This window comes from Nonomuraea sp. CA-141351 (assembly GCF_050944675.1).
Lineage (GTDB): Bacteria > Actinomycetota > Actinomycetes > Streptosporangiales > Streptosporangiaceae > Nonomuraea.
On record NZ_CP191982.1, the window covers coordinates 3,606,628 to 3,628,092 of the forward strand.

Here is a 21,465-nt window from a genome sequence, read left to right on the forward strand (position 1 = left end):
TTATGCGAACCCGGCCGACCGGTCGTCTGCCTTGTGTGACCAGCGGAGATTGTGTTCATTGTGTTCGTGAGACGCCGCCGCCCGACCCTGGCCGGCGAGATGCTGAGCCTGCAACTGGCCATCGTCGTGGTGGTCCTGTTCGCCGTCGGCGCGATCTCACTGGCCCAGTCCGCGGCGACGTTCGACCGCGTCGAGGGACGGCGCGTGACCGCGTTGGCCGAGCAACTGGCGTGGAACCCTCTCGTACGCGCCCGGATCGACCAGCCCGCGCCCGGCGAGGTGCTCGCCCCGGTGGTGCACTCGACGCTGACGCAGTCCGGCGTCACCTCGGTGACCGTGGCCAACGCCGCCGGCACGATCGTCAGCTCCACCAACACCACCATCGTCGGGGCCGCGCTACCGCTGGGCGACCCCGGCGTCGCCCAGGCGCGAGGGTGGTCCGGTCACCTGGTGATCGACGGGATCCCCGAGGTCGCGGCCCAGGTGCCGGTTCTCGGGGACACCACGGCCAACCACGGCCGCCACCTCGGCACGGTCTCGATCGGCGTGGCCGCTCCCACGCTCTGGGAACGGCTGGCCGGCGCGTCCTCGTACCTGCTGACCTATCTCGGCGTCGCCAGCGTGCTCGGCGGCGTCGGATCGTGGCTGCTGGCCAGGAGGATCAAACGTCAGACCCTCGGCATGGAGCCCCGCGAGATCGCCGGCCTGACCGAGCACCGCGAGGCCATGCTGCACGGCATCGCCGAAGGGGTGATCGCGCTCGATCCCCAGCGCAGGCTCACCCTGGTCAACGACATGGGCAAGGCGCTGCTGGATCTCCCCGATCACTGCGTGGGCATGAGCCTTACCGCGCTGGGCATCGAGGGCCGCCTGTACGACGTGCTCACCGGGGCCGACGAGGCCCGCGACGAGATCGCCATCCACCGGGGGCGGGTGCTGGTGATGAACCGCATGATGATCGACAAGGACGGGCGCCGGCTCGGCTCGGTGACCACTCTGCGGGACCGTACCGAGCTGGCCCAGCTCGAACGCGAGCTCGGCTCCTTCCGCAGCTCCACCGAGTTGCTCCGCGCCCAGGCGCACGAGTTCGCCAATCAGCTCCACGTCATCTCCGGCCTGATCCAGGTCAGGGAGCACGACGAGGTGGTCCGCTACATTCGTGCGATACGCAAGCACCGCGAGTCCCTCGACCTGAGCCTCAGCAGCCGCATCCGCGACACCTCGGTGTCGGCTCTGCTGATGGCGAAGTCCTCCCTCGCCGCCGAACGACGTGTCGAACTGCGGCTTTCCGAACGCACCGCGCTGGGCCGGCTGGACCCGCTGGACGCCGCGGACGTGGCCACCGTGACCGGCAACCTCGTCGACAACGCCATCGACGCGGCCTCCGGCTCCGGCGAGGACGCCTGGGTCGAGGTCGAGCTGCGCCAGGACACCTCCAGCGTCGAGATCGTCGTCCGCGACTCAGGACCGGGCGTCGCGCCCGAGCTCGCCCATGAGGTGTTCACCAGGGGCTTCACCACCAAGGCCGCCCAGGGCGGCGAGCGCGGCATCGGCCTGGCGCTCACGCAGCTCGTCTGCCGCCGCCGCGGCGGCGAGGTCGCGGTCGCCAACACCGCCGACGGCGCCATGTTCACCGCCCGCATGTCCGTCGGCCAGGCCGGCGAGGTCTCGGGGCACGAGGCGATGGAGGTCTCGAGATGATCGACGTACTGGTCGTGGACGACGACTTCATGGTCGCGAAGGTCAACAGCAGTTTCGTCAACCAGGTCGAAGGCTTCCGCGTGATCGGCACGGCCGGCACCGGTGAGCAGGCCCTCGACCGCATCGCGGAGCTGCACCCCGATCTGGTGCTGCTCGACCTCTACCTGCCGGACCTGTTCGGCCTGGAGGTCATCACCCGGATCCGCGCCGCCGGGCACGAGTGCGACGTCATCGTGATCAGCGCCGCCCGCGAGCTCGACGCGGTCCGCGGCGCCGCCCGCCGGGGCGTCAGCGACTACCTGCTCAAGCCGTTCGACTTCGACGACCTACGGGTCCGCCTGGAACGGTACGCCGCCCAGCGCGCCGGCCTGGGCACCACGGTCATCACCAGCCAGGCCGACGTGGACCGGTTCCTGGCCGGAGGCGGCTCGGCGACGTCCACCGCGCTGCCCAAGGGCATGAGCGTGGAGACGGCGCAGCTGGTCAAACAGGCGCTCCATGAGACCGGCGGCACGCTGTCGGCCACCGAATGCGCCGCCCAGGTGGGCATCTCCCGGGTCAGCGCCCGCCGCTACCTCGAACACCTCACCGCGATCGGCCAGGTCGAGGTCTCCTTGCGGTACGGCGGCACCGGCCGTCCGGAACGCCGCTACCGGTGGCACCGCCCGGCGTAGGCGGTGCTGAGATGCTCGGCCCGCTCGATGAGGCGGACCCGTAAGTCGCCGAAGTCGAGGGTCAGGCCGGTGGGGCCGACGACGCGGCTTCCTTTCACCGTTCCTTCGATGCGCTGACCACGGCGTAACGTGCGCGGGAAGTGTTGCTGAGGGCAGGCCCTGGCATGCCGCTACGTTTCATACAGACGTGGCCGCACCTACTGATCCCCAGAGGCAGTACGAGCCAGTCCAAGCACTTGGGCGGTGATGGCACCCATCATGTGCCGGCGCGGCCGGGCTCACTCCGGACAGAGGGTGTGGTCTCGGCCAGCCGGTCGGCAAGGAAGCGCTGTTCTGGCTCGGTCTGCGCGAGGTCGAGCGCCCGGCGGTAGGCGTGGTGGGCCTCGCCGTCGCGGCCGGCGCGACGCAGGAGCTCGGCGCGGGTGGAGTGGAAGTATCGGTAATGGTCGAGGTCAAGGCGGTCGAGGATGGCCAGGCCGGCTTCGGGGCCGTCGATCTCGGCCACGGCGATGGCCCGGTTCATCTCGACGATCGAAGAGCGGGTCTGTCCGGCGAGCGTCTGGTACAGCGCGGCGATCTGCCGCCAGTCGCGGGGCTCATGCAGGTGCAGGTCGGCGATGGCCGCTTGGACCAGGTAAGGCCCGGTGCTCTCTCGTGCCATGGCCCGCTGCAGCAGCGCTCGGCCCTCGTCGATCTGCTCCGTGTCCCACCGGGTACGGTCCTGGTCGTCGAGGGGGACGATCTGCCCGTCGCGCAGGCGGGCCGCTTTGCGCGCGTCGTGCAGCAGCATCAGCGCCAGCAGCGCGAGTACTTCCGGCTCGTCCGGCATCAGGCCGGCGAGCGCCCGGCCGAGGTGGATCGCCTCCGCGGCGAGGTCGACGCGGCCGCCGCCCCAGCCCTGGTTGAAGATCAGGTAGACCACGGCGAGGACGGCCGCCAGCCGGTCGGGTAGCTGATGATCGGGTGGCAGGGCGAACGGTATGCCCGCGTGACGGATCTTGTGTTTGGCCCTGGTCAGTCGCTTGCTCATGGTCTCGAACGGGACGAGGAACGCCAGCGCGATCTCGTCGGTGGACAGGCCGCCGAGGGTGCGCAGGGTGAGCGCCACCTGGGCCTCGAGGGCGAGCGCCGGGTGACAGCAGGTGAAGATCAGCTCCAGTCGCTCGTCCGGAATGGTGGCAGCGTCATCCATGAGTGCCTCCGGTGGCTGTGGCCCGGTCTCGAGGTCGCGGGCGAGCAGTTTCGTCTTGTCGGCCAGGACCTGCTGGCGGCGCAGGTGGTCGATGGCGCGGTTGCGCGCGGTCGTGACGAGCCAGCCGATGGGGTTGGCGGGTTCCCCGTCGCATGGCCAGCGTTCGGCGGCGATGGCGAACGCTTCGGCGGCCGCGTCCTCGGCCAGTTCGATGTCGCCGAGAATCCCGACCAGTGTGGCCAGCACGCGACCCCACTGGTCGCGGAAGACGGCGTCAAGCGCCACGGAAGCGTCCGTCGAGGATGGGCCGCACCTCGATCGCGGTGCCGGGTCTGGTCTCCTGGAGCAGTTCCTTGGCGGTGGCGAGTGCCCCGTCGAGGTTGTCGGCCTCGATCAGGAACAGGCCGGCGAGGTACTCCTTGCTGTCGATGAACGGTCCGTCGGTCAGCAGTATCCGTTCTTCGTCGTTGCGCAGCGTCGTCGCCGACTCCTCAGCGTGGAGCCGTGCCCAGCCGGTGACGTTCGGCCGGTCGAGCAGGGGGGCAAGGGTACTCGGAATCGGGCGCGTCGCCCGGTCCGTGTCCTCCGCCGGGGTGTAGGCCAACAGCGCGTACTGCATGAGTCCTCCAAGTCACGGGTTGGTGCCGCGTCAAGTATCAGACGAACAGCGTCGCCGTGGACGGACAGCAACCGCCGGCCGATTTTTTCCCGCGGTGGTGTCCGTCCGGCGCTTGGCCGTTCGTCACTGCTGTAGATCCGCCCGAGGGGGGCGGCGAGGGCGCTGGAGGAGCCGATGACGAACGCCCGATCCCCGTCCACCGTGACCGTGATCCGGCCGCGCTGGGTACCGGGCCTGACGACCGCCCCCCAAGCAACCGCCCACACCGACCCGGCCGACGTCCTCGTCGCCGCCCGACCGAAGGGACCCACAATGCCTGACATCCTGCACCGCATCAGCATCGACGCCCCGCCGAAGCGCGTACACGACCTCATCGCCAGCACCGACGGCATCGCCCGCTGGTGGACCGGGCGGCCGCTCACCGGCGGACACACCATCGGCTCCAGCTTCAGCGTCTACTTCGGCGACGCCGAGCAGCCCGCCGCCGTCATGCAGGTCCTGACCGACACCCCGGACCAGGTGGTGTGGCGGGTCACCGACGGACCCGACACCTGGATCGACACCGGGATCACCTTCACCCTCCGACCCCGCGGCGACGGCGGCACCACTCTTCTGTTCACCCACGCCGGCTGGCAACAGGCCGGCGAATTCATGAGCGGATGCAGCACCAACTGGGGCGCCTACCTGACCAGCCTCAAGACCGGCGCCGAGAGCGAGGCGTTCGCAGCCTATCCCGCAGGCGAAATCAGCCGCTGGGACTGAACACAGCCAGGGAAGCGCCGACCTGCCCATCCTCCTACGCCGACCCCAACCCAACCAACCGAGGAGAATCGATGACCACCGAACCCACGCCCAGCCCGAAGGCCGCGCGGCTCGAGCGTACCTACGACGCTCCGGCGGAGCTCATCTGGGAGCTGTGTACCACCGCCGCCGGCCTCGAGGAGTGGTGGGCCCCCGACGGCTTCGAGACCCGGGTGAGTGAGCTGGAGCTCAGGCCCAGCGGTCAGCTGCGGTACACCATGACCGCGACCGCGCCGGAACAGGTCGCGTTCATGCGCAACGCCGGCATGCCGCTCTCGAGCGAGTTGCGTAAGACGTTCACCGAGGTCGCACCGCCGACCCGTCTCGCCTACCTGTCACGGATCGACTTCGTGCCCGGCCACGAGCCGTATGAGCACCTGACGACCATCGACATCGAGGTCGCCGGTGACCGTACGAACGTGGTCATGACGGTCGATCCCCTCCACGACGAAACCTGGACGCAGCAGCACCGCGCCCATCGCGGCGACGAGCTCGACAACCTCGAGGCGGCGATCAGGCGACGCACAATGTGATCGCACATGCCCGAGCCGACGTACGAAACGCGGCCGCCGCGGGTGGACGAGCGGGACCGTCCGCAGATTCCTGCCGACGCGGCATGGCTGAAAGGGGCATGAGCGGATCCCCATCGAGAGAACAAGAGGCCGTCGCTCGTGTGGCCAGGTGCCGGAGACCGTCATTCCCGGGAGACGTTGAGGAGGTCGGCGAGCTGAGCCCGGCTGGAGATGCCGAGTTTGGTGTACACGCGGGCCAGGGCGTTGTTGACGGTGGCGATCGACAACCCGAGGAGTGTAGCGATGGTCCGGCTGGTGTGCCGGACGGCCAGCAGCGCCACCTCGCGTTCGCGGCGCGTGAGCACGTGCGAGATCTGCTCGCGCTTGAGCAACGGCGTGACGGCGCCCTCGCATTGCCGGTGCAGCGCGGCTGCCCGCTCGCGCGCCAGCGCCGCCTGACTCGCCAATCCGGCCTTACGGTAGATCCCGGCCGCGCAGGTCGTGGCCTCGGCGGCGAGCAGGTGCTGGTCGAGCTGGACGAAGGTCCCGGCGGCAGCGCTGAGCGCCTTGCCGTTCGCCTGCTGGAGCCCGCGAGCCGCGGTTGTCAGTGCGCGGCTCATGGGGGTGGCGAGCATCGCGTCGAGCTCGTCGAGCCGATGCCGGTCGGTGTCACCTCCGAGCCGGAGCACGTCGTAGTGGGCCAGCGCCTCAACTGTGGGCAGCCCGATGCCGCGGGCCAGGTCGGCCGCGTACCGGGCGGCGTGCGCCGCGTCGTTGAGCCGGTCTTCGGCGGCCAGAGTCCACGCGTTGCCGAGCATGGCCCATGGGGTGAAGAGCCGGTTGGCGCCGTTGGCGGCCAGGTCGGCGCGGTCCATCCACATACGGGCGTTGCGTGGCTCGCCGCTCAGGGCGCACGCCGTGGCCAACCCCGCCAGAAAGGTACGGGTGAGCCGCAGGGTATCTCTGCCCTCCAGTGCGCTGATCGCCTCGCGCAGCGATCTGCCGGCGCTGGCCGGCTTGCCCCGGGCGCACTCCACCAGCCCGCGAAAGCCGACGTGGCCGGCCGACATCATCGGGCTGGAGCCTGACAGCACCTGTCGGTAGCCCTCGTCGGCGATGGTCCACGCCGTGCGCATGTCGCCCATGGCCAGGTAGGCCAGACATCGGGCGATGTCGAGTTCGACCACGCCCCAGGGCAGCTCCGCCTGACTCGCCGCGGCCAGGGCCAGCCCTCGCTCGTGGTAATCGGTGACCTCTTCCGCGCGCCCGAGGAAGCCGGCGGCCGCGGTGGCCGCGGCGGTGGCCCAGATGAGAGCCTGCGCGCCTGCCGAGCCGGTGGCCAGGAGCTGGTCGGCGACATCGAGCACGGCGGCGCAGCGTCCGTCGTGGAGCAGGATCCACGAGCGGATCCCCTGTGCCAGGTCTTCCCCCGGCCGGCCGCCAATGAGGTCCAGGGCCTGCTCGGCCGCGACGGCATCGCCGTGCCCCCAGTACGCGGTCTCGGCGCGGATCAGCGCCCATCGAAGCAACTCCTCATCGCCCGACGGGGGCTCCTCCTGCAGGACGGCTGCCGCCTCACCGCTGTGGCCCCGGTATTCCAGCACCTCAGCGAGCAAGGCGTCGGCCTCCACGGACGGTTCGGCGTCCCGGGCCGCTCGCGCAAGCCGTTCGGCGAGTGCGAGATCCGCCCGGTCGATGGCCTGACGCGCGCCTCGCCGCACAACGTCCGCGCGTACCACCGCGCCGCCTTCGACCTGCCAGATCGCGGCGCGCAACAGGTCGTCTCGACGGCGCAGCCGGGTACTCAGCAGGGCGTCGGCGAGCCGCCGCCACAACTGTCGTGCGCGGGCGGCGGGCAGGCCGGCGCGCAGCACCTCGCCGTAGAGCGGGTGGGCCAGCCGTAGGTGCAGGCGGTTGCCCTCGCGCTCGGAGACGGCCAGTCCGTGGGCTTCGGCTTCGTCGACGCAGGCCGGGTCCACCAGCTGCGCCAGCAGGGCGAGCGGGAGTGGCTCACCGCACGCCAGCAGCTCCAGCAGCAGGCGCGTCCGCGGCTCGAGCGGGTGTAGCCGGTCGGTGAGCAGCTGCCGGAGGGCGCCCTGAGGACGGTAGCCGCCGGTGAAGTGCCACACGCCGTGCCTCTGCTGAAGAGTCTGGTCGGCAATGGCCGTTGACAACAGCTCGCGTAGCGCCAGGGGGTTGCCTGCCGCCAGTTCGCGCAGCCGGCCCCGGGTCACCCCGTCGACGTCCCCGTCGAGCGTGTGGTCGACCAGCCGGTCCACGGCGGCCGCCGGCAGGCTCCCGAGGTCGAGCCATGGCGCGTGGCCGTCCTTCCATAACGTCGTGATCGTGTCGGGTACGGGCACTCCCGCGCGGCAGGTCGCCACCACGAAGGCCAGGCCCTGCGCCACGAGATGACCGAGCAGGGCCGCCGATCCCGTGTCGAGAAGGTGCGCGTCGTCGACGCCGATGACCACGCGCTGAGCCGGGCCGTACTCCTGTAGTCGCTCGGCCGCCGCCACCAGCACCGGCAAGCCCTGGTCGTCGGGGATCTGGCCCGCGGGAAGCAGGTTGGCCACCGCGCCGAACGGGATCGAGGCCAGCGCGCCCGTCGCCGCCACCCACTCGGTGCGGCGGCCCTGGGCCTGCGCCAGTGCCAGGATCTCCTGGACCAGCCGGGTCTTGCCGATGCCCGCCTCGCCCGAGATCACCACGCCCTTCGCCTCGCCCCGCCCCAGGCACGACCGGATCGTGTCCAGCTCTCCGTCCCGCCCCACCAGCGGCCAGCCCCGCATGAGGGCCACCGGCGTCGCGACCGGGTCGCCGCACGCGGGCAGCCGGCCCGGCACCGCCCGCGACATGGCCGGGCTTTCCGCGGCGGCCTCCCGCTCGTTTTCCATGAGGATCGCTTGCTGCAGCTCTCGCAGCCGCGGCCCCGGCTGCAGACCCAGCTCGGTCCGCAGGACGCGACGCGCACGCTGGTAGGCCTCCAGCGCCTCGGCGCGCCGCCCGCACCGATCCAGGGCCGTCATCAGCAGGGCCCAGCGCCGTTCGCGCAGCGGGTTCTCCCGCACCAGGCGATCCAGCTCCTCAACGATGTCGGCGTGCCGGCCCAGCCGCAGCCGCGCATCGGCGTGGTCCTCGACCGCACCCAGCCGCACTTGCTCCAGCTGGGACGCCCGCGCCTCCACCCACCGAGTAGGCGGCACATCCGCCAGCACGGGCTCGGGAGTGTGCCACACTGCCAGCGCCCGGCCCAGCCCTGCCGCAGCGCTCTCGAGACGGCCCGCCTCCAACTCGCGCCGCCCTGACGCCACGCCTCGTTCGAACACCACCGCGTCGATGTCGCCATCGTCGTCGGCGAGGAGCTCATAGCCGCGCCGTCGCCCGGCCAGGACGTCGCCGCCCACGAGCCGGCGCAACCGCGTGACGTACGCGGCGATCGTGTTGGTCGCCGTCCGCGGTGGCCGCTCACCCCACACCGCGTCCACCAGCCTGTCCGTGTCCACCACTCGCCCGGCCTCGACCAGCAGCACAGCCAGGACCACCCGCTGCTGCTCGGCGGCCACCCGTGCCCACTCACCGCCGGTGTGGACCCGTAACGGCCCCAGCATCCGAAACCGCATCGCCCCGTGCCTCCCGTCCCAGCCCTCTGCGAACTGTTCGCCGCAGGAAGGCGTGCGGATGACGGGCGGAGTCATCGCCGAGTCATAGCCACGCCATGCCATCGCCGTAGCGTCCCGGCAGTCAGATGATCGCGCTGACGCTCATCACAGGACCGGCCTTCATTGATCAGCTGACTCTCCGTTTCCTGACGAATAGAGCAACGGTGTTCATCCAGACATGAGGCGGAATCGGCCCTACCGTCTTAGACGGATCCATTTCCCCAGGCGCATCAGATCTCAGCGCTCCTTAACACCTGCCTATCGGTGCACGCGAAGGGAGCGTGTCGCCAATGGATCACGCACGTGGCCAGGGTGCTCAGGTCGGGTCACCCGGCCTCGTAGGCGATGCATGCCTCGATGTAAGAACGCTCGCGAAGGAGGGACTTCATGTCGACGACAGTTGACCGAGGGAAGATCCGACGTCGATGGCGCCGGTTTGCGCTGGCGCTGGCGCTGGCCGCAGGACTGTTGGTGGCGATCCCGGGAACGGCATCGGCGGCCTATACCTGCCTGCCCTATCCAGGCGAAAGTTACCACTACCAGTTCGACCAGTCCACCGCCGATCCGAACTTCAAGGACGAGAATGGCAATCCCATCGTCAGGTTCCTTCGATTCCCTGACGGCCACACCCACAAGCACGTCCTTCTCACCTTCTGGATCAGGCAGGTGACACCGAGATTCATTCCAGTTGCCACGGCGTTCGTCGACAACAGAACCGACACCACTGGGATGGGGACCTTCTCCACAACCGAGTCGAAAACATTCTCGGTCACCAATTCGGTCACTCTCGGAGTCAGCGACACGTTCAAATCCGAGCTTCTGGATGTGACGTTCTCCGCCTCGGTCAGCAGTAGCGTCACAAAGTCGATGACGTCGTCGACCACCATTACGGCCAGCAACCCCGTCCCACCGCACACCCGCCTGATGGGTGAATTCGGAGTGGACACCTTCGACATCACCTACGACGTGGCCTACTGGCAGCTCGAAGACAACAGATGCTGGTGGCACGGCACCCAGACCGACATCGTCTCCAATGCGCCGACCAATAGCCAAGGCTGGCGTGTGACCTCCTCGATGCCGATCTGATCTTGTCGGCGGCCCGCAAGTGTTGGGGACCGTCTGAATGACCGTAGACCTTCGGACCAGTCCGGAGGTCTACGGCGTGCCCAGCACCTGGGCGGGTGCGTCGTGCACGTACGCCCCGAGTTCCATGTACACCCGGGCCAGCGGTGCCGGAGCGGGCTGGAAACGGCTGGGAGTTCGGCGCGCACGCACCCCGCGGGCCCCGGTTCGCGGAGTGATACAAGGGCACTGCGCCTGCCGCTAATTGCGTCCGCCCAGCTCGTGGGCATGTCGGGCTTCGCGCGGCGTGCGCGAGCTCGGGCCCGCAGCAGACGCATGCGGCATGATGATCGGCCGAGCTCCTCTTGACTGCAACCTACGCGACCACGGCCATCCTGCGCTGGTCAGGCAGGAGAGGAACGCGAAAGAGGTCTCAATGTTGGAGCAGGTGGCGTAGGACGTAGGGCATGATGCCGCGATGCCGGTAGTAGGTGGCCTCGCGCGGGGTGTCGAGGCGGAGGCGGACCTGGAAGGTGAGGCGGTCGGCGGCGACGGTCAGCGTCGGTGGGAGGTCCGGTCCGTCGAGTGCGGCGAGCCCGGTGATGGTGATGCTCTCGTGGCCGGTCAGGCCGAGCTCGTCGGGGCCCTGGCCGGGGAGGAACTGCAGGGGGAGGACGCCCATGCCGACGAGGTTCGAGCGGTGGATGCGTTCGAAGGACTTGGCGAGGACGGCTCTCACGCCGAGCAGCGCGGGCCCTTTCGCGGCCCAGTCGCGGGAGGAGCCTGCGCCGTACCCTTCGCCGGCCAGGACGACGGCGGGCACTGAGGCGGCCTGGTAGGCGCGGGCGGCCTCGTACACGCTGGTGATCCGGCCGTCGGCCAGGAGGTTCGGGGTGAGGCCGCCTTCGGTCCCGGGGGCGAGCTGGTTGCGCAGGCGGACGTTGGCGAAGGTGCCGCACATCATGACCTCGTGGTTGCCGCGGCGGGAGGCGTAGGTGTTGAGCCGGCCCCGGGGCACGTCCAGCTCGGTCAGGTAGCGGCCGGCGGGGCTGGTCGGGAGGATGGCCCCGGCCGGTGAGATGTGGTCGGTGGTGATGAAGTCGCCCAGCTTGACCAGGACGCGGGCGCCGGTGATGTCGGTGAGCGGCGGCGGTTCCGGTGACATGCCGTCGAGGTAGGGGGCGCGACGCACGTAAGTGGAGGCGGGGTCCCACGGGTACGTGGCCGAGCCGGGGACGTCCAGGCTGCGCCAGCGTTCGTCGCCCTCGAGCACGTCGGCGTACGCGCGGGTGAACATCTCCGGCCGGATCACCTCCTCGATGACGGCATGTACCTCGTCGGGGCTGGGCCACAGGTCGCGCAGGTAGACGGGACGGCCATCGGGGTCGGTGCCGAGGGGTTCGGCGGTCAGGTCGAGGTCCATGCTGCCGGCGATGGCGTAGGCGACGACGAGTGGCGGGGAGGCGAGGTAGTTGGAGCGGACCTCCGGCTGGATGCGGCCCTCGAAGTTGCGGTTGCCGGACAGGATCGCGGCCGGCCGCCGTCGCCTGCGATGCCGCACACTCTGCGTCGTTATAACCTATGACGTCAACCCTTCGTTTCTGGAATGTAACGCAACGATCCGCTCAGATACCTCATAACGTCCACGTGCTCATAGAAGCACGCGGGCTCTATGTCTCTTGATACTTGCTGATTTGTCGGGAGATCGGTGTAGGTTATAACGGCTACCGATCAGACAGGACTGCGATGAGCGAATCAGCGGCTGAGCTCTACACCACCAAGGCAGACTTCGCCTACCTTCGTGTAAAAGAGCTGATCCTGTCCGGGACACTGCCCCCGGGCTCCGTCATCGCGCAGGCGCAACTGGCCCGGGAGATCGGCATCAGCACCACACCGCTACGTGAGGCGTTGCGCCGGTTGAAGAGCGAGGGCCTGGTCGAGCTCGACGCCCACCGCGACGCCCGGGTGGCGCCCTTGGCCGCTGAGGAGGCCCGCGACCTGCTGGAGCTGCGCCGTAGCCTCGATCCCATGGCAGTCGCGCTGGCCGCCGAACGCCGGACGAAAGCCGATATCGCCGCCATGCGTGCCGCCCTCGACGGTCTCAAGCCGCTGCCCGGCAACCCCGCCTACGAGCAGCTCGTCGAGCATCGCAAATTCCACGCGGCGCTCTACTCCGCCTCGCACAACGACCTGCTCATTCAGACCCTCGATGGGCTGTGGGACAAGGCCGACCGCTACCGCCGTCTGGCCCTGGAGGTCGAGCGCGGACAGGCCGCCCGCGACCGCAAGGCAGCCGAACACGAGGCCCTTCTGGAGTACGTGATCGCCGGCGACGCCGACTCGGCCGCGGCCGTCATGCGCGAGCACATCGACACCAGCCTCGGCGCCCAGGCCGCCTGGCGCCTGCGCAAGCACGCTGTGCCGGGTGAGACCGAATCAGATACCGCTGACGCAGGCGAGACCGATGCCTGACGAATGGCATCGGCACGCCGTCCTGCTGGCTCACTCTGTCGGAACTCAGGTCATCACCTTCGTGCTTCGTCCCACCATGTCGTACCGCGCGATCGAGCTGGGCGTGCCGTCGGCCTGGCTTGGCGTGCTCGGCGCGAGCTTCGCGCTGGCGCCGCTGCTGCTGGCCCTGCCCGCCGGGCATGCCGCCGACCGCTACGGCGAGCGGCGCATGGCGGTGGCGGGCGCCTTCCTGCTCACCGCCGCCGCCGTAGCCTTCGCCGCACTCGGCCACACCGTCGCCGGGCTGGTCGTGGCCGGGATCCTGCTCGGCACCGGTCACCTGGGCAGCGTCATCGCCCAGCAGGCACTGGTCGCCAACACCACCGAACGCGGCCGCCACGACACCGCCTTCGGGCACTACACCTTCGCCGCCTCCCTCGGCCAGGCCGCGGGCCCGATGCTGATCGCCGCATTCGGCGGTGCGGGTGCCATCCCCGACACCGGCCGTATCTTCGCCGCCTCATGCGGCCTGGCCGTGCTGCTGCTCGCACTGTCGGCGCTGCTGCCCAGCCACCCGTCCGGCCAGTCGAATGCAGAGGGCGGCGACCTGCGGTCGTTGCTGGGCATGCCCGGCCTCGCGCACGCCCTGCTGACGAGCTGCGTGGTGCTGGCCGCGGTGGACATCACTCTGACCTACCTGCCCGCGCTCGGCACCGAGCTGGGCCTGACGGCGAGCACCGTGGGGCTCCTGCTCACCTTGCGTGGCCTGGCGTCCATGACCTCGCGCTTCTTCCTCGGCCGCCTGTCCCGCGCGGTGGGCCGGCGCCGGCTGCTGGTCGTCAGCACGCTCGGTGCGGCCCTCGCCATGCTGCTCACCCCGGTGCCCATGCCCTTGTGGCTGCTGGGAGCGTTGCTCGTCGTCGTGGGCTTCGGCCTCGGCGTGGGGCAACCGCTGACGATGTCGTGGCTGGCAGAGTCGGCCCCGGCCGGCATGCGGGGCCGGGCCATGTCGCTGCGCCTGGTCGGCAACCGTACCGGCCAGCTCGTCATCCCGGGCGCGGCCGGCCTCGTGGCCGCCGGCCTCGGCACTGGGGGCGTCCTGCTCGTGACCGCGCTCAGCCTCGGCTGGGCCGGGGTGGCCGCCCGGCGGCTTCCCGTCGATCCGTAGAAAGGCTCCTCATCATGACCATCGTCACCGCCGACCTGTACGACGAGCGCGGCGACCAGCTCGACTCCTGCGACCTGCAACTGCGTCAGTACGGCGACCGCCGCGCCTTCGCAGGCCCTGTCGTGACCGTCCGCTGCCACGAGGACAACGCCCTGCTCAAGTCGATCCTCGGCGAGCCCGGGGAGGGCCGGGTGCTGGTCGTGGACGGCGGCGGCTCACTGCACACCGCGCTCATGGGCGACGTCATCGCCGGCCTGGCGGTGTCGAACGGCTGGGCCGGCATAGTGATCAACGGCGCCGTCCGGGACGTCGTGGCACTGCGCGAGCTGGACCTGGGCATCAAGGCGCTCGGCTCCAACCCCCGCAAGAGCGGCAAGCAGGGCACCGGCGAACGCGACGTCCCGGTCAGCTTCGGCGGCGCGGTCTTCCACCCCGGTGCCGAGCTCTTCTCTGATGACGACGGCATCCTCGTGACTTCTCGCCGCCCACTTTGACCTACGCGACCTTCGACCGGCAGGCACTCCAGGCGAGCATCCGGCTTCGGAGGCCCAGGCCGAAACAGGACCGACAACCCCCATCGACCTGGCCGACCACGGCGTCCACCGCAAAGCCATCCCCGGCGGCCTCATCAGCGAATACCGGATCGCCAGCCGACCAGCGTCACCACCCGACAAGGCGTTGCACCGCCGACAGGACCTTCATAGCCCGCTCGGACCGTGACGCGGCAGACTGGCGGGCTCACGGACGCCCAGTGGTTCGCCGATCAAGTGCGCGGCCCGTACGGTCATCGACGTGCTCGTTCGCAACTGGGTGCACTGCGTGCTCGTCGCTCCCCAGCGGAACGACGGACCGATGCGCCGCGCCGCTCCGGGCCGAATACACGCTGACCGAACTCGGCACGGAGATCGCGAGGTTGATCGACGCCATCGCCTAGTTGCGGTAACGGTAGAGGATCCGGCCGCGGGTCAGGTCGTATGGGCTGAGCTCCACCAGCACCCGGTCGAAGGGGAGGATCTTGATGTAGTTCTTGCGGATCTTCCCGCTGATGTGGGCCAGCACTTTGTGCCCGTTCTCCAGTTCCACCCTGAAGGTGGCGTTGCGCAGGCACTCGGTGACGGTGCCTTCGACTTCTATGCCGCCTGCTGTCCTAGCCATGTTGTTCACTTCCTTCCAGCACCAGTTCTAGGTTGCTGCCCGTACGGCGGGCACCTATGGCCTCGAACAGTGCCATGGCCGCCGTGTTGGACTCGTTCACCTCGGCCGACGCCGCCTCGATCCCGCGGCGGTGCAGGTCATCCAGTACGCGGGCGAGCAGCGCCCGCCCGATCCCGCGGCGCCGGCGGCCGGACCGTACGGCGACCAGCCCGATCCGCGGCTGCCTGGTGACCGCCGCCAGCCGGACGAACCCCACGTATTCGCCGGCCTCCGCCGCCACCGTGTACCTCGACAGGTCCGGCGCGGCCGGGCGGGGCAGCACCTCGGCCGGCATCTCCCGCCAGCCGACGGCGGCCTCGACCTCGTCGCGGATCACGCGGTCCAGCGCCCGCAGCGGGCCTTCCTCCGCCGGCCCGATCGTCACCCCCGGCGGCGGGAGCACCGGGCCGAGCCCCGTGAGGCCCGGGTCGGTCGGCACGAGGCACTCCCACTCGCGCCGCCGCGCCGTGAACCCGGCCCGTCCCCAATGCGAGGCCAGGTCGAGGTCGTCCTCGTCGACCAGCGTGTACAGCGGCCTCGGCAGCTCCGCCAGCATGGCGCCGGCGAGCCGGTCGAAGACGGCGCAGTGCCAGGCATCGATGCTGACGAACATCCGCCCGTCGGGCCTGCCTGAGATGTCGCCGCGGCCGACCACCTGGTCGTCCTCCACGGCGTGCCATGAGCCGTCGGCGACGCGTTCGATCGTCACGGCCTGCCCGTCGGTACGGGCGGTGAGATGCACAGATTCCATAAGATGTTGCCTTCCGGGATTGCCCTGTTGCGGCGCTCCCAGGCGACACCTACGTCAATCGCCCGACCGTGACGACGAGGGGGAGCACCCACATCGATACAGCGTTCATGGGTCTCACCTCCTCGCGTGCTTGTCACGGTTCGCGGAAACCTATCAGCAGGTACGCGAGCACGTCCAACTGTTTTTCCAGCACGGTGCCGGGCTGATGGGTGTCAGCCCGGCACCGTCCGGCTTCAGCCCTGCGGCTCTTCCGCCGGGCAGCGGGCGCCCTGCGCGGGCACGGTCAGCGAGATCAGGTAGTTGTCCATCGCTTCCGTGGTGCACTGGGTCATGCCGTAGATGCCGTGGCCCCAGCCCTCGTACGTGAGCAGCGTGGCCTTGGCGCCGAGTTGGCGGGCCACGTTCGCCGACCACTCGTACGGCGTGTCCGGGTCGTGCATGGAAGTGCCCACCAGCAGCGGCGTGCTCCCGGTGTACCGCAGCCGATGCTGCGGGTTGTTGACCGGGACCTGGTGGCTCTGGCAGAGCGGCATGTCGCCCATCGGCATCGGGTTGTAGCGCAGGTCAGGCGCCACCGCGTTGGAGACGCGCATCACCTCGGCGTACTCGTCGTAGTTGCGCAGCGACAGGTTCCAGTCCTGGCAGAGGATCGCGGTCGGCAGTTCGGCGAACTCGCCGTCCACGGGCCCGTTGCCGGGCGGGTTGCCCATGTCGTCCGGTACCGGCCCGCCGTCCAGGGCGAGCAGCACCTTGGCCTCCTGACGCCAGACCGGCGCCTCGTTGAGCACCACGCCCAGCCACAGCAGGTTGTGCGCACTCACCGGGCGGTCGGTGAAGCCCGGCCAGTACAGCTCGCCGCGGTCAGCCTTCTCCAGCAGCCCCTTCCACAGCGCCTTGACGTCGCGGCCGTGCAGTACGCAGTCGGTGTCCCGCTCGCACCAGGCGACGAATTCGTCGAAGCTGTCCTGGACGGTGGCCGCCTCGGTCACCTGGAAGCCCTTGACGTTCAGGCTGTGGTCCATGTTGCTGTCCAGCACCATGGCCCGGATCCGGTTCGGGTACATCTCGGCGTACATCTGCTGGGCCAGCGTGCCGTACGACACGCCGTAGGAGGTCAGCTTGTCCTCGCCCAGCGCGGCCCGGATGGCGTCCATGTCACGTGCCACGTTGGCCGAGTCGAGGTGGTCGTACAGCGGGCCGGTCTGCTTACGGCAGTCGGCGTGCAGCTTCCTATCGAAGGCCACCCACTTGTCGTAGTCGGCCTGGCTGGTCATCACCGGGTACGGCATCTCGTTGTACACCGACGCCGTACAGGTCGTCGAGCCGCTGCGAGCCACGCCCCGGGGGTCGTAGCCGACGATGTCGAACCGCCGCTGAACCTCCTCACTGAACCCGGACGGCCGCAGGATGTCATTCACCCCGGAGTTGCCGGGCCCACCCGGGTTGGTCAGTAAGGAGCCGATCCGCGCGGACGGATCGGTGGCCCTACGCCGCGCCAGCGCCAGTTTCATGGTGGCCCCGTACGGCTTGGACCAGTCGATCGGCACGGCCAGCGTGCCGCACTCGACGGTCGGCTCCTCCTCACATGGTCCCCAGGTGATGCCGCGCTTCCCTTCGTCGTTCGCGGCGCTGGCCGCCTGGGTCGCCGATAACGGTAAAACCGTCGCCAACATCATGAAGGCGGTGGCGAGCATGGGTATTTTTCGTCGCATAATTCTCTAAATCGTAGATCGGCTGGCCAGGCCGCGGGCGGGAATGAGCGTAGGACGGCCCTCTTCCGGTCCACTTCCGCCGGCCTTCCTACACCGGCCACGGACCCTGCCGGCATCTTTTGATCAGCCACTTCCAGCCCTGACAGGTCAGAAAGAGCCGCCGGCTACGACCGCCCCGAGAACGGGACGACGCAGCCATGGCGTCGGAGCATCACGCGCTGATGTGTCGTTTGCATCTGCGGGCGCCACGTCGTCGCCACAGGTCGCCCCCGGGCGCCGTCATGACCACCTGCCGTGCTTTCAGTGCGACTGTCTGGCCTCGATGGTGACGGGCCGTTCGAAGACGGTGCGCAGGACGACCATGGTCTTTCCGGTCGGCATGTACGGCGTCGCGACCCGCCGCTGTCTGGCTGATCGTTTTCAGTGCCATGATCAAGGCCTCGTTCCGTCTCCTGAGTGAGAACCGCGCGCCGCGGATGCCGTGACAGCACGTCACATGCGGGGCGCGAGCCGGGAGCCACCCCGTAAGTTGGTTGGATCTCGCCGATTGATACAGGCGCCCGGGGGCAGGGCGACCTGAGGGACAGAGCTTTCCCACAGCACTTCGAAAAGGCCGTCCATGGGGGCGTGGAGCGGTGAATCTGGCCGAGAAGCTGATCAGCTCGCATCTGGCCGGCGGCGAGATGCGGCCGGGCGGGGAGATCGGGCTGCGCGTCGACCAGGCGCTGATCCAGGACGCCACGGGGACGATGGTGATGTTGGAGCTGGAGGCGCTGGGCCTGGACCGGGTACGCACCGAGGTGGCGGCGCAGTACGTCGACCACAACCTCCTGCAGTCCGACGAGCGCAACATGGCCGACCACCTGTTCCTGCGCTCGGCTTGCCGGCACTACGGGATCTGGTACTCGCCGCCAGGCAACGGCGTCTCCCACCCCACCCACATGCAGCACTTCGGCGTGCCGGGACGGACGCTTGCCGGCGCCGACTCCCACACCTGCGCCGCCGGCTCACTGGGCATGCTGGCGATCGGCGTGGGCGGTCTGGAGGTGGCGATGGCCATGGCCGGGCAGCCGCTGCATGTGACCATGCCACGGATCTGGGGGATACGTCTGGCGGGCGCGCTGCCGGGATGGGTGAGCGCCAAGGACGTCATTCTGGAGTTGCTGCGCCGCCACGGGGTTTCGGGCGGCGTACAGAAGATCATCGAGTACCACGGCCCGGGGCTGGACGCGCTGAGCGCGATGGACCGGCACGTGATCGCCAACATGGGCGCCGAGCTGGGCGCCACCACGTCCGTCTTTCCCTCCGACGAGCGGGTCCTGGAGTTCCTGGACACCCAGGGACGGGCCGGCGACTACGTGGAGCTGGCGGCCGATCCGGACGCCGGATATGACGTGCGGGACGAGATCGATCTGTCCGCGGTGGAACCGCTCATCGCCAGGCCCGGCTCGCCGGGAAACGTGGTCCCGGTACGGCAGGTCGCCGGCGAGCCGGTCCACCAGGTCGTGGTGGGCTCGTCGGCCAATCCGGGCCTGCGCGACTTCGCTGTGGTGGCGGAGATGTTGCGCGGCAGACAGGTGCATCCACAGGTCTCTCTGGAGATCAATCCGACCTCGCGACAGGTCCTGGCCGACCTGATCAAGACCGGCGCACTCACCGCGCTGATCGAGTCCGGCGCCCGCATCCACCAGACCGGCTGCCTGGGCTGCATCGGCATGGGCCAGGCCCCCGCCGTCGGCCGCAACAGCCTGCGCACCTTCCCCCGCAACTTCCCCGGCCGCTCGGGCACCCACGACGACTCGGTCTGGCTCTGCTCGCCGGAAACCGCCGCCGCCGCCGCGCTCACCGGCGCCATCACCGACCCGCGCGACCTCGGCCTGGATCTCCCCGAGGTACGGCAGCCGCGAATCGCCAGCGCCATCACGACCCCGCTGCAGCGCCCCCTGCCGATCGCGGAGGCCCGCCAGGTCGCCCTGGTCAAGGCCGACAGCATCGGCTCACTTCCCGAGCTGGACCCGCTGCCGGACTCGCTCACCCTGCCGGTCCTGCTCAAGGTCGGTGACGACGTCTCCACCGACGAGATCCTGCCTGCCGGCGCGCGGGCGCTGCCGTACCGCAGCAACATCGCGGCGCTGGCCGACTTCGCCTTCGGACAGATCGACGAGACCTACCCTCAGCGGGCACGCGCCGCGGGGCCGCACACCATCGTCGGCGGGCGCAACTACGGCCAGGGCTCCTCCAGGGAGCACGCCGCCATCGTCCCCCGCTACCTCGGGCTCCGGGTCCTGATCGCCAAGTCCTTCGCGCGCATCCACTGGCAGAACCTTGCCAATTTCGGCGTCCTGGCACTGGAGTTCGCCGACGAAGCCGACTACGACCGAATCGCCCAGGGCGACGAACTGCGGCTGGACGGGCTGCGCAAGGCGGTGGAGACAGGAAACCAGATCAACGCCGGTGGCGTGATCCTCCGGCACCGCCTGTCCGCCCGCCAGCGTGCCATGGTCTTGGCAGGTGGCTGGATTCCCGCGGTCAGGCATGCTGACGATCGCTAGTCGCGGAAACGCTCGGCGCCGCTGCTGTGCCGATGTCGGTGAGCGCGCCGGCGACATCTGCGGCGTGATCGCGAGACAGCCGAGGCGGTCGCGTTGCCGATCACGACAGCGGTCACGTGCCCGCTGGTCCGCATTCACCCCGCCGTCATCGCCCAAGCCGCCGCGACCGGCGCCGTACTGACGGGCGGACGCTTCCAGCTCGGCGTCGGCACAGGCGAGGCGCTGAACGAGCACATCGTCGACTCCCGCCGGCCGCCGAACGGCTGGAGATGCTGGAGGAGGCCATCGAGGTGATGCGTCGGCTGTGGAGCGGCGATCTGACCACCCACCGCGGAAAGTCAGCCATGTGGGGACGGCTCCCATCGAGTTACCGTCCCCAGGCTGGGCCTACCTTCGGGCTAGCGACCTCGAAGGAACCCGGCACCGTGGACTCAAGGATGGACGGGCCAGCTTCCACGTAGGCCAAGAAGAGACCGTAAACCCAATTATGCGGACTGCGACGGATGTGAACGATCCCGGCGTGATCGTAGATGAGGCCTGTCTGTGCCTTGACCTGCGACGAGATGGCTTGGATGGGGTTGAGAAGGATTGGGTGGACCCCGTCTGGGAGGCTGTATCAGCTCCTCGTTGGGGCCTGCTGCGAAGTATCAGGCCGGCGTCCGTCATCTGCGCGGCAGGCAGCACTACGTGATGGTGAAGGCGCGGCTCAGTCCTGTGAGTTCCAGGACGCGGCGGACTCTGCCGGTCGGGTGAGCCAGTTCCATGGTCCCGCCCGCACTGGTGACCTTGCCTTGAGCCTCCAACAGTGCTTCCAGCCCATTCGAGTCGCAGAAGGTCAATCCGGCCGCGTCCACGAGCAGGTTGTGCGGCTCCCGTGTTAGCGCGTCACTGACAGCGCTCAGCAGGCGGGGAGCCGAGCACAGGTCCAGCTCACCATCGAGATCCAGGATGATGCGATCGGGCTCCTGCGTCACCCGGGCGGAAAAAGTCATCACAACCCCCCGCAGGTAGACGACCCATAGCTACTTCCCACGCTACGCCGTGAGCCGCGACGTTCACCACGGATAGTCGCCGTGCGAAACGTCCGGGGACGCTTCCAGCCCGACCACGCGGTTGGTCACTTCCTGCATGGGCACGCTCAGCAGCATCCCGGCGCCGATCGGCGTCAGGTCCACCTGGATCCCGTGGGATGCCCCCGTGTGGGTCGCCAGCACATAGGAGTCGTGCAGCCCGGCCACGAAGGAGCGCACCACGCTCTCGCCGCCGGTGCGTGGATCGCTCACCCGGTCCTCGTCGCCGAAGCCGAAGATCATCGTGATCTCGGTGCGCGGAACGTGCCCGCGGACGGTGGCGCGCGCTGCGGGCTCTATAGAGCGGTGGCGGTCAGCGAATGCAGCAGTCCCCACGCTGACCT

The 21,465-nt window shown here is 69.4% G+C and carries 18 protein-coding genes and 2 pseudogenes; 10 read left to right on the forward strand and 10 right to left on the reverse strand.

What is annotated here, in order from left to right:
* The first annotated feature begins 60 nt into the window (after positions 1 to 60).
* Complete coding sequence (locus tag ACQPWU_RS17105; protein ID WP_433441109.1) at positions 61 to 1,701, forward strand: ATP-binding protein; 1,641 nt, start codon at positions 61 to 63, stop codon at positions 1,699 to 1,701.
* Positions 1,698 to 2,375: a response regulator gene (locus ACQPWU_RS17110; protein WP_433441111.1), complete on the forward strand. Its 678-nt coding sequence runs from the start codon at positions 1,698 to 1,700 to the stop codon at positions 2,373 to 2,375. The genes ACQPWU_RS17105 and ACQPWU_RS17110 overlap by 4 nt, the downstream gene beginning before the upstream one ends.
* On the opposite strand, the gene ACQPWU_RS17115 is transcribed toward ACQPWU_RS17110, so the two are convergent.
* From ACQPWU_RS17115 to ACQPWU_RS17125, 3 genes are all read right to left on the reverse strand, one after another.
* The gene (locus tag ACQPWU_RS17115) at positions 2,351 to 2,473 is read right to left on the reverse strand and encodes a hypothetical protein (protein ID WP_433441113.1); all 123 of its coding nucleotides are present in this window, start codon (positions 2,471 to 2,473) and stop codon (positions 2,351 to 2,353) included. The genes ACQPWU_RS17110 and ACQPWU_RS17115 overlap by 25 nt on opposite strands.
* Positions 2,474 to 2,631: 158 nt before the next feature.
* A complete protein-coding gene (locus ACQPWU_RS17120) occupies positions 2,632 to 3,852 on the reverse strand; it encodes an RNA polymerase sigma factor (protein WP_433441115.1) in 1,221 nt (406 codons plus the stop codon).
* Positions 3,842 to 4,186 carry a YciI family protein gene (locus tag ACQPWU_RS17125; RefSeq protein WP_433441117.1) on the reverse strand — a complete coding sequence of 115 codons (345 nt, stop codon included), beginning with the start codon at positions 4,184 to 4,186 and terminating at the stop codon, positions 3,842 to 3,844. Before ACQPWU_RS17125 ends, ACQPWU_RS17120 begins: the two co-directional genes overlap by 11 nt.
* A 174-nt stretch (positions 4,187 to 4,360) precedes the next feature.
* On the opposite strand from ACQPWU_RS17125, the gene ACQPWU_RS17130 reads away from it, so the two are divergent.
* Together ACQPWU_RS17130 and ACQPWU_RS17135 are read left to right on the forward strand one after the other, a co-directional pair.
* Positions 4,361 to 4,948, forward strand: coding sequence for an SRPBCC family protein (locus tag ACQPWU_RS17130; protein WP_433441119.1), 588 nt, complete (start codon positions 4,361 to 4,363; stop codon positions 4,946 to 4,948).
* A 71-nt stretch (positions 4,949 to 5,019) separates the two neighbouring features.
* Positions 5,020 to 5,520, forward strand: coding sequence for an SRPBCC family protein (locus ACQPWU_RS17135; protein WP_433441121.1), 501 nt, complete (start codon positions 5,020 to 5,022; stop codon positions 5,518 to 5,520).
* 161 nt (positions 5,521 to 5,681) lie between these two features.
* Here the strand turns inward: ACQPWU_RS17135 and ACQPWU_RS17140 are convergent, their stop codons facing one another.
* Positions 5,682 to 9,197, reverse strand: a complete 3,516-nt coding sequence (locus tag ACQPWU_RS17140) for a BTAD domain-containing putative transcriptional regulator (RefSeq protein WP_433441123.1) — start codon at positions 9,195 to 9,197, stop codon at positions 5,682 to 5,684.
* A 351-nt stretch (positions 9,198 to 9,548) separates the two neighbouring features.
* On the opposite strand from ACQPWU_RS17140, the gene ACQPWU_RS17145 reads away from it, so the two are divergent.
* Positions 9,549 to 10,247 (forward strand): hypothetical protein, encoded by a 699-nt coding sequence (locus ACQPWU_RS17145; protein WP_433441125.1) that lies wholly within the window; start codon positions 9,549 to 9,551, stop codon positions 10,245 to 10,247.
* A gap of 409 nt (positions 10,248 to 10,656) precedes the next feature.
* Here ACQPWU_RS17145 and ACQPWU_RS17150 read toward each other — a convergent pair.
* Positions 10,657 to 11,754 (reverse strand): annotated as a pseudogene (locus tag ACQPWU_RS17150) (aconitase family protein); the annotation flags it as partial.
* Positions 11,755 to 11,969: 215 nt separating this feature from the next.
* Between ACQPWU_RS17150 and ACQPWU_RS17155 the strand changes: the two are divergent.
* From ACQPWU_RS17155 to rraA, 3 genes are read left to right on the forward strand one after another with little or no spacing between them, the layout of a single operon-like run.
* Positions 11,970 to 12,695, forward strand: coding sequence for a GntR family transcriptional regulator (locus ACQPWU_RS17155; protein WP_433441127.1), 726 nt, complete (start codon positions 11,970 to 11,972; stop codon positions 12,693 to 12,695).
* Positions 12,688 to 13,842, forward strand: coding sequence for an MFS transporter (locus ACQPWU_RS17160; RefSeq protein WP_433441129.1), 1,155 nt, complete (start codon positions 12,688 to 12,690; stop codon positions 13,840 to 13,842). The genes ACQPWU_RS17155 and ACQPWU_RS17160 overlap by 8 nt, the downstream gene beginning before the upstream one ends.
* A gap of 14 nt (positions 13,843 to 13,856) precedes the next feature.
* The gene (gene rraA, locus ACQPWU_RS17165; RefSeq protein ID WP_433441131.1) at positions 13,857 to 14,336 is read left to right on the forward strand and encodes a ribonuclease E activity regulator RraA; all 480 of its coding nucleotides are present in this window, start codon (positions 13,857 to 13,859) and stop codon (positions 14,334 to 14,336) included.
* A 436-nt stretch (positions 14,337 to 14,772) separates the two neighbouring features.
* Here the strand turns inward: rraA and infA are convergent, their stop codons facing one another.
* From infA to ACQPWU_RS17180, 3 genes are all read right to left on the reverse strand, one after another.
* Positions 14,773 to 14,997, reverse strand: a complete 225-nt coding sequence (infA, locus tag ACQPWU_RS17170; protein ID WP_433441133.1) for a translation initiation factor IF-1 — start codon at positions 14,995 to 14,997, stop codon at positions 14,773 to 14,775.
* Positions 14,990 to 15,787 carry a GNAT family N-acetyltransferase gene (locus ACQPWU_RS17175; protein WP_433441135.1) on the reverse strand — a complete coding sequence of 266 codons (798 nt, stop codon included), beginning with the start codon at positions 15,785 to 15,787 and terminating at the stop codon, positions 14,990 to 14,992. Before ACQPWU_RS17175 ends, infA begins: the two co-directional genes overlap by 8 nt.
* Positions 15,788 to 16,020: 233 nt before the next feature.
* A complete protein-coding gene (locus ACQPWU_RS17180; protein ID WP_433441137.1) occupies positions 16,021 to 17,499 on the reverse strand; it encodes an alpha/beta fold hydrolase in 1,479 nt (492 codons plus the stop codon).
* A 635-nt stretch (positions 17,500 to 18,134) separates the two neighbouring features.
* On the opposite strand from ACQPWU_RS17180, the gene ACQPWU_RS17185 reads away from it, so the two are divergent.
* Both ACQPWU_RS17185 and ACQPWU_RS17190 read left to right on the forward strand, forming a co-directional pair.
* On the forward strand, positions 18,135 to 20,051 hold the full coding sequence (locus ACQPWU_RS17185; protein ID WP_433441139.1) for an aconitate hydratase: 1,917 nt from the start codon (positions 18,135 to 18,137) through the stop codon (positions 20,049 to 20,051).
* 81 nt (positions 20,052 to 20,132) lie between these two features.
* A pseudogene (locus ACQPWU_RS17190) lies at positions 20,133 to 20,389 on the forward strand (LLM class flavin-dependent oxidoreductase); the annotation flags it as partial.
* Positions 20,390 to 20,734: 345 nt separating this feature from the next.
* On the opposite strand, the gene ACQPWU_RS17195 reads toward ACQPWU_RS17190, so the two are convergent.
* Both ACQPWU_RS17195 and ACQPWU_RS17200 read right to left on the reverse strand, forming a co-directional pair.
* On the reverse strand, positions 20,735 to 21,043 hold the full coding sequence (locus ACQPWU_RS17195; RefSeq protein WP_433441141.1) for an STAS domain-containing protein: 309 nt from the start codon (positions 21,041 to 21,043) through the stop codon (positions 20,735 to 20,737).
* A 63-nt stretch (positions 21,044 to 21,106) separates the two neighbouring features.
* Positions 21,107 to 21,364, reverse strand: a complete 258-nt coding sequence (locus ACQPWU_RS17200) for a hypothetical protein (protein ID WP_433441144.1) — start codon at positions 21,362 to 21,364, stop codon at positions 21,107 to 21,109.
* Between the last annotated feature and the right edge of the window lie 101 nt (positions 21,365 to 21,465).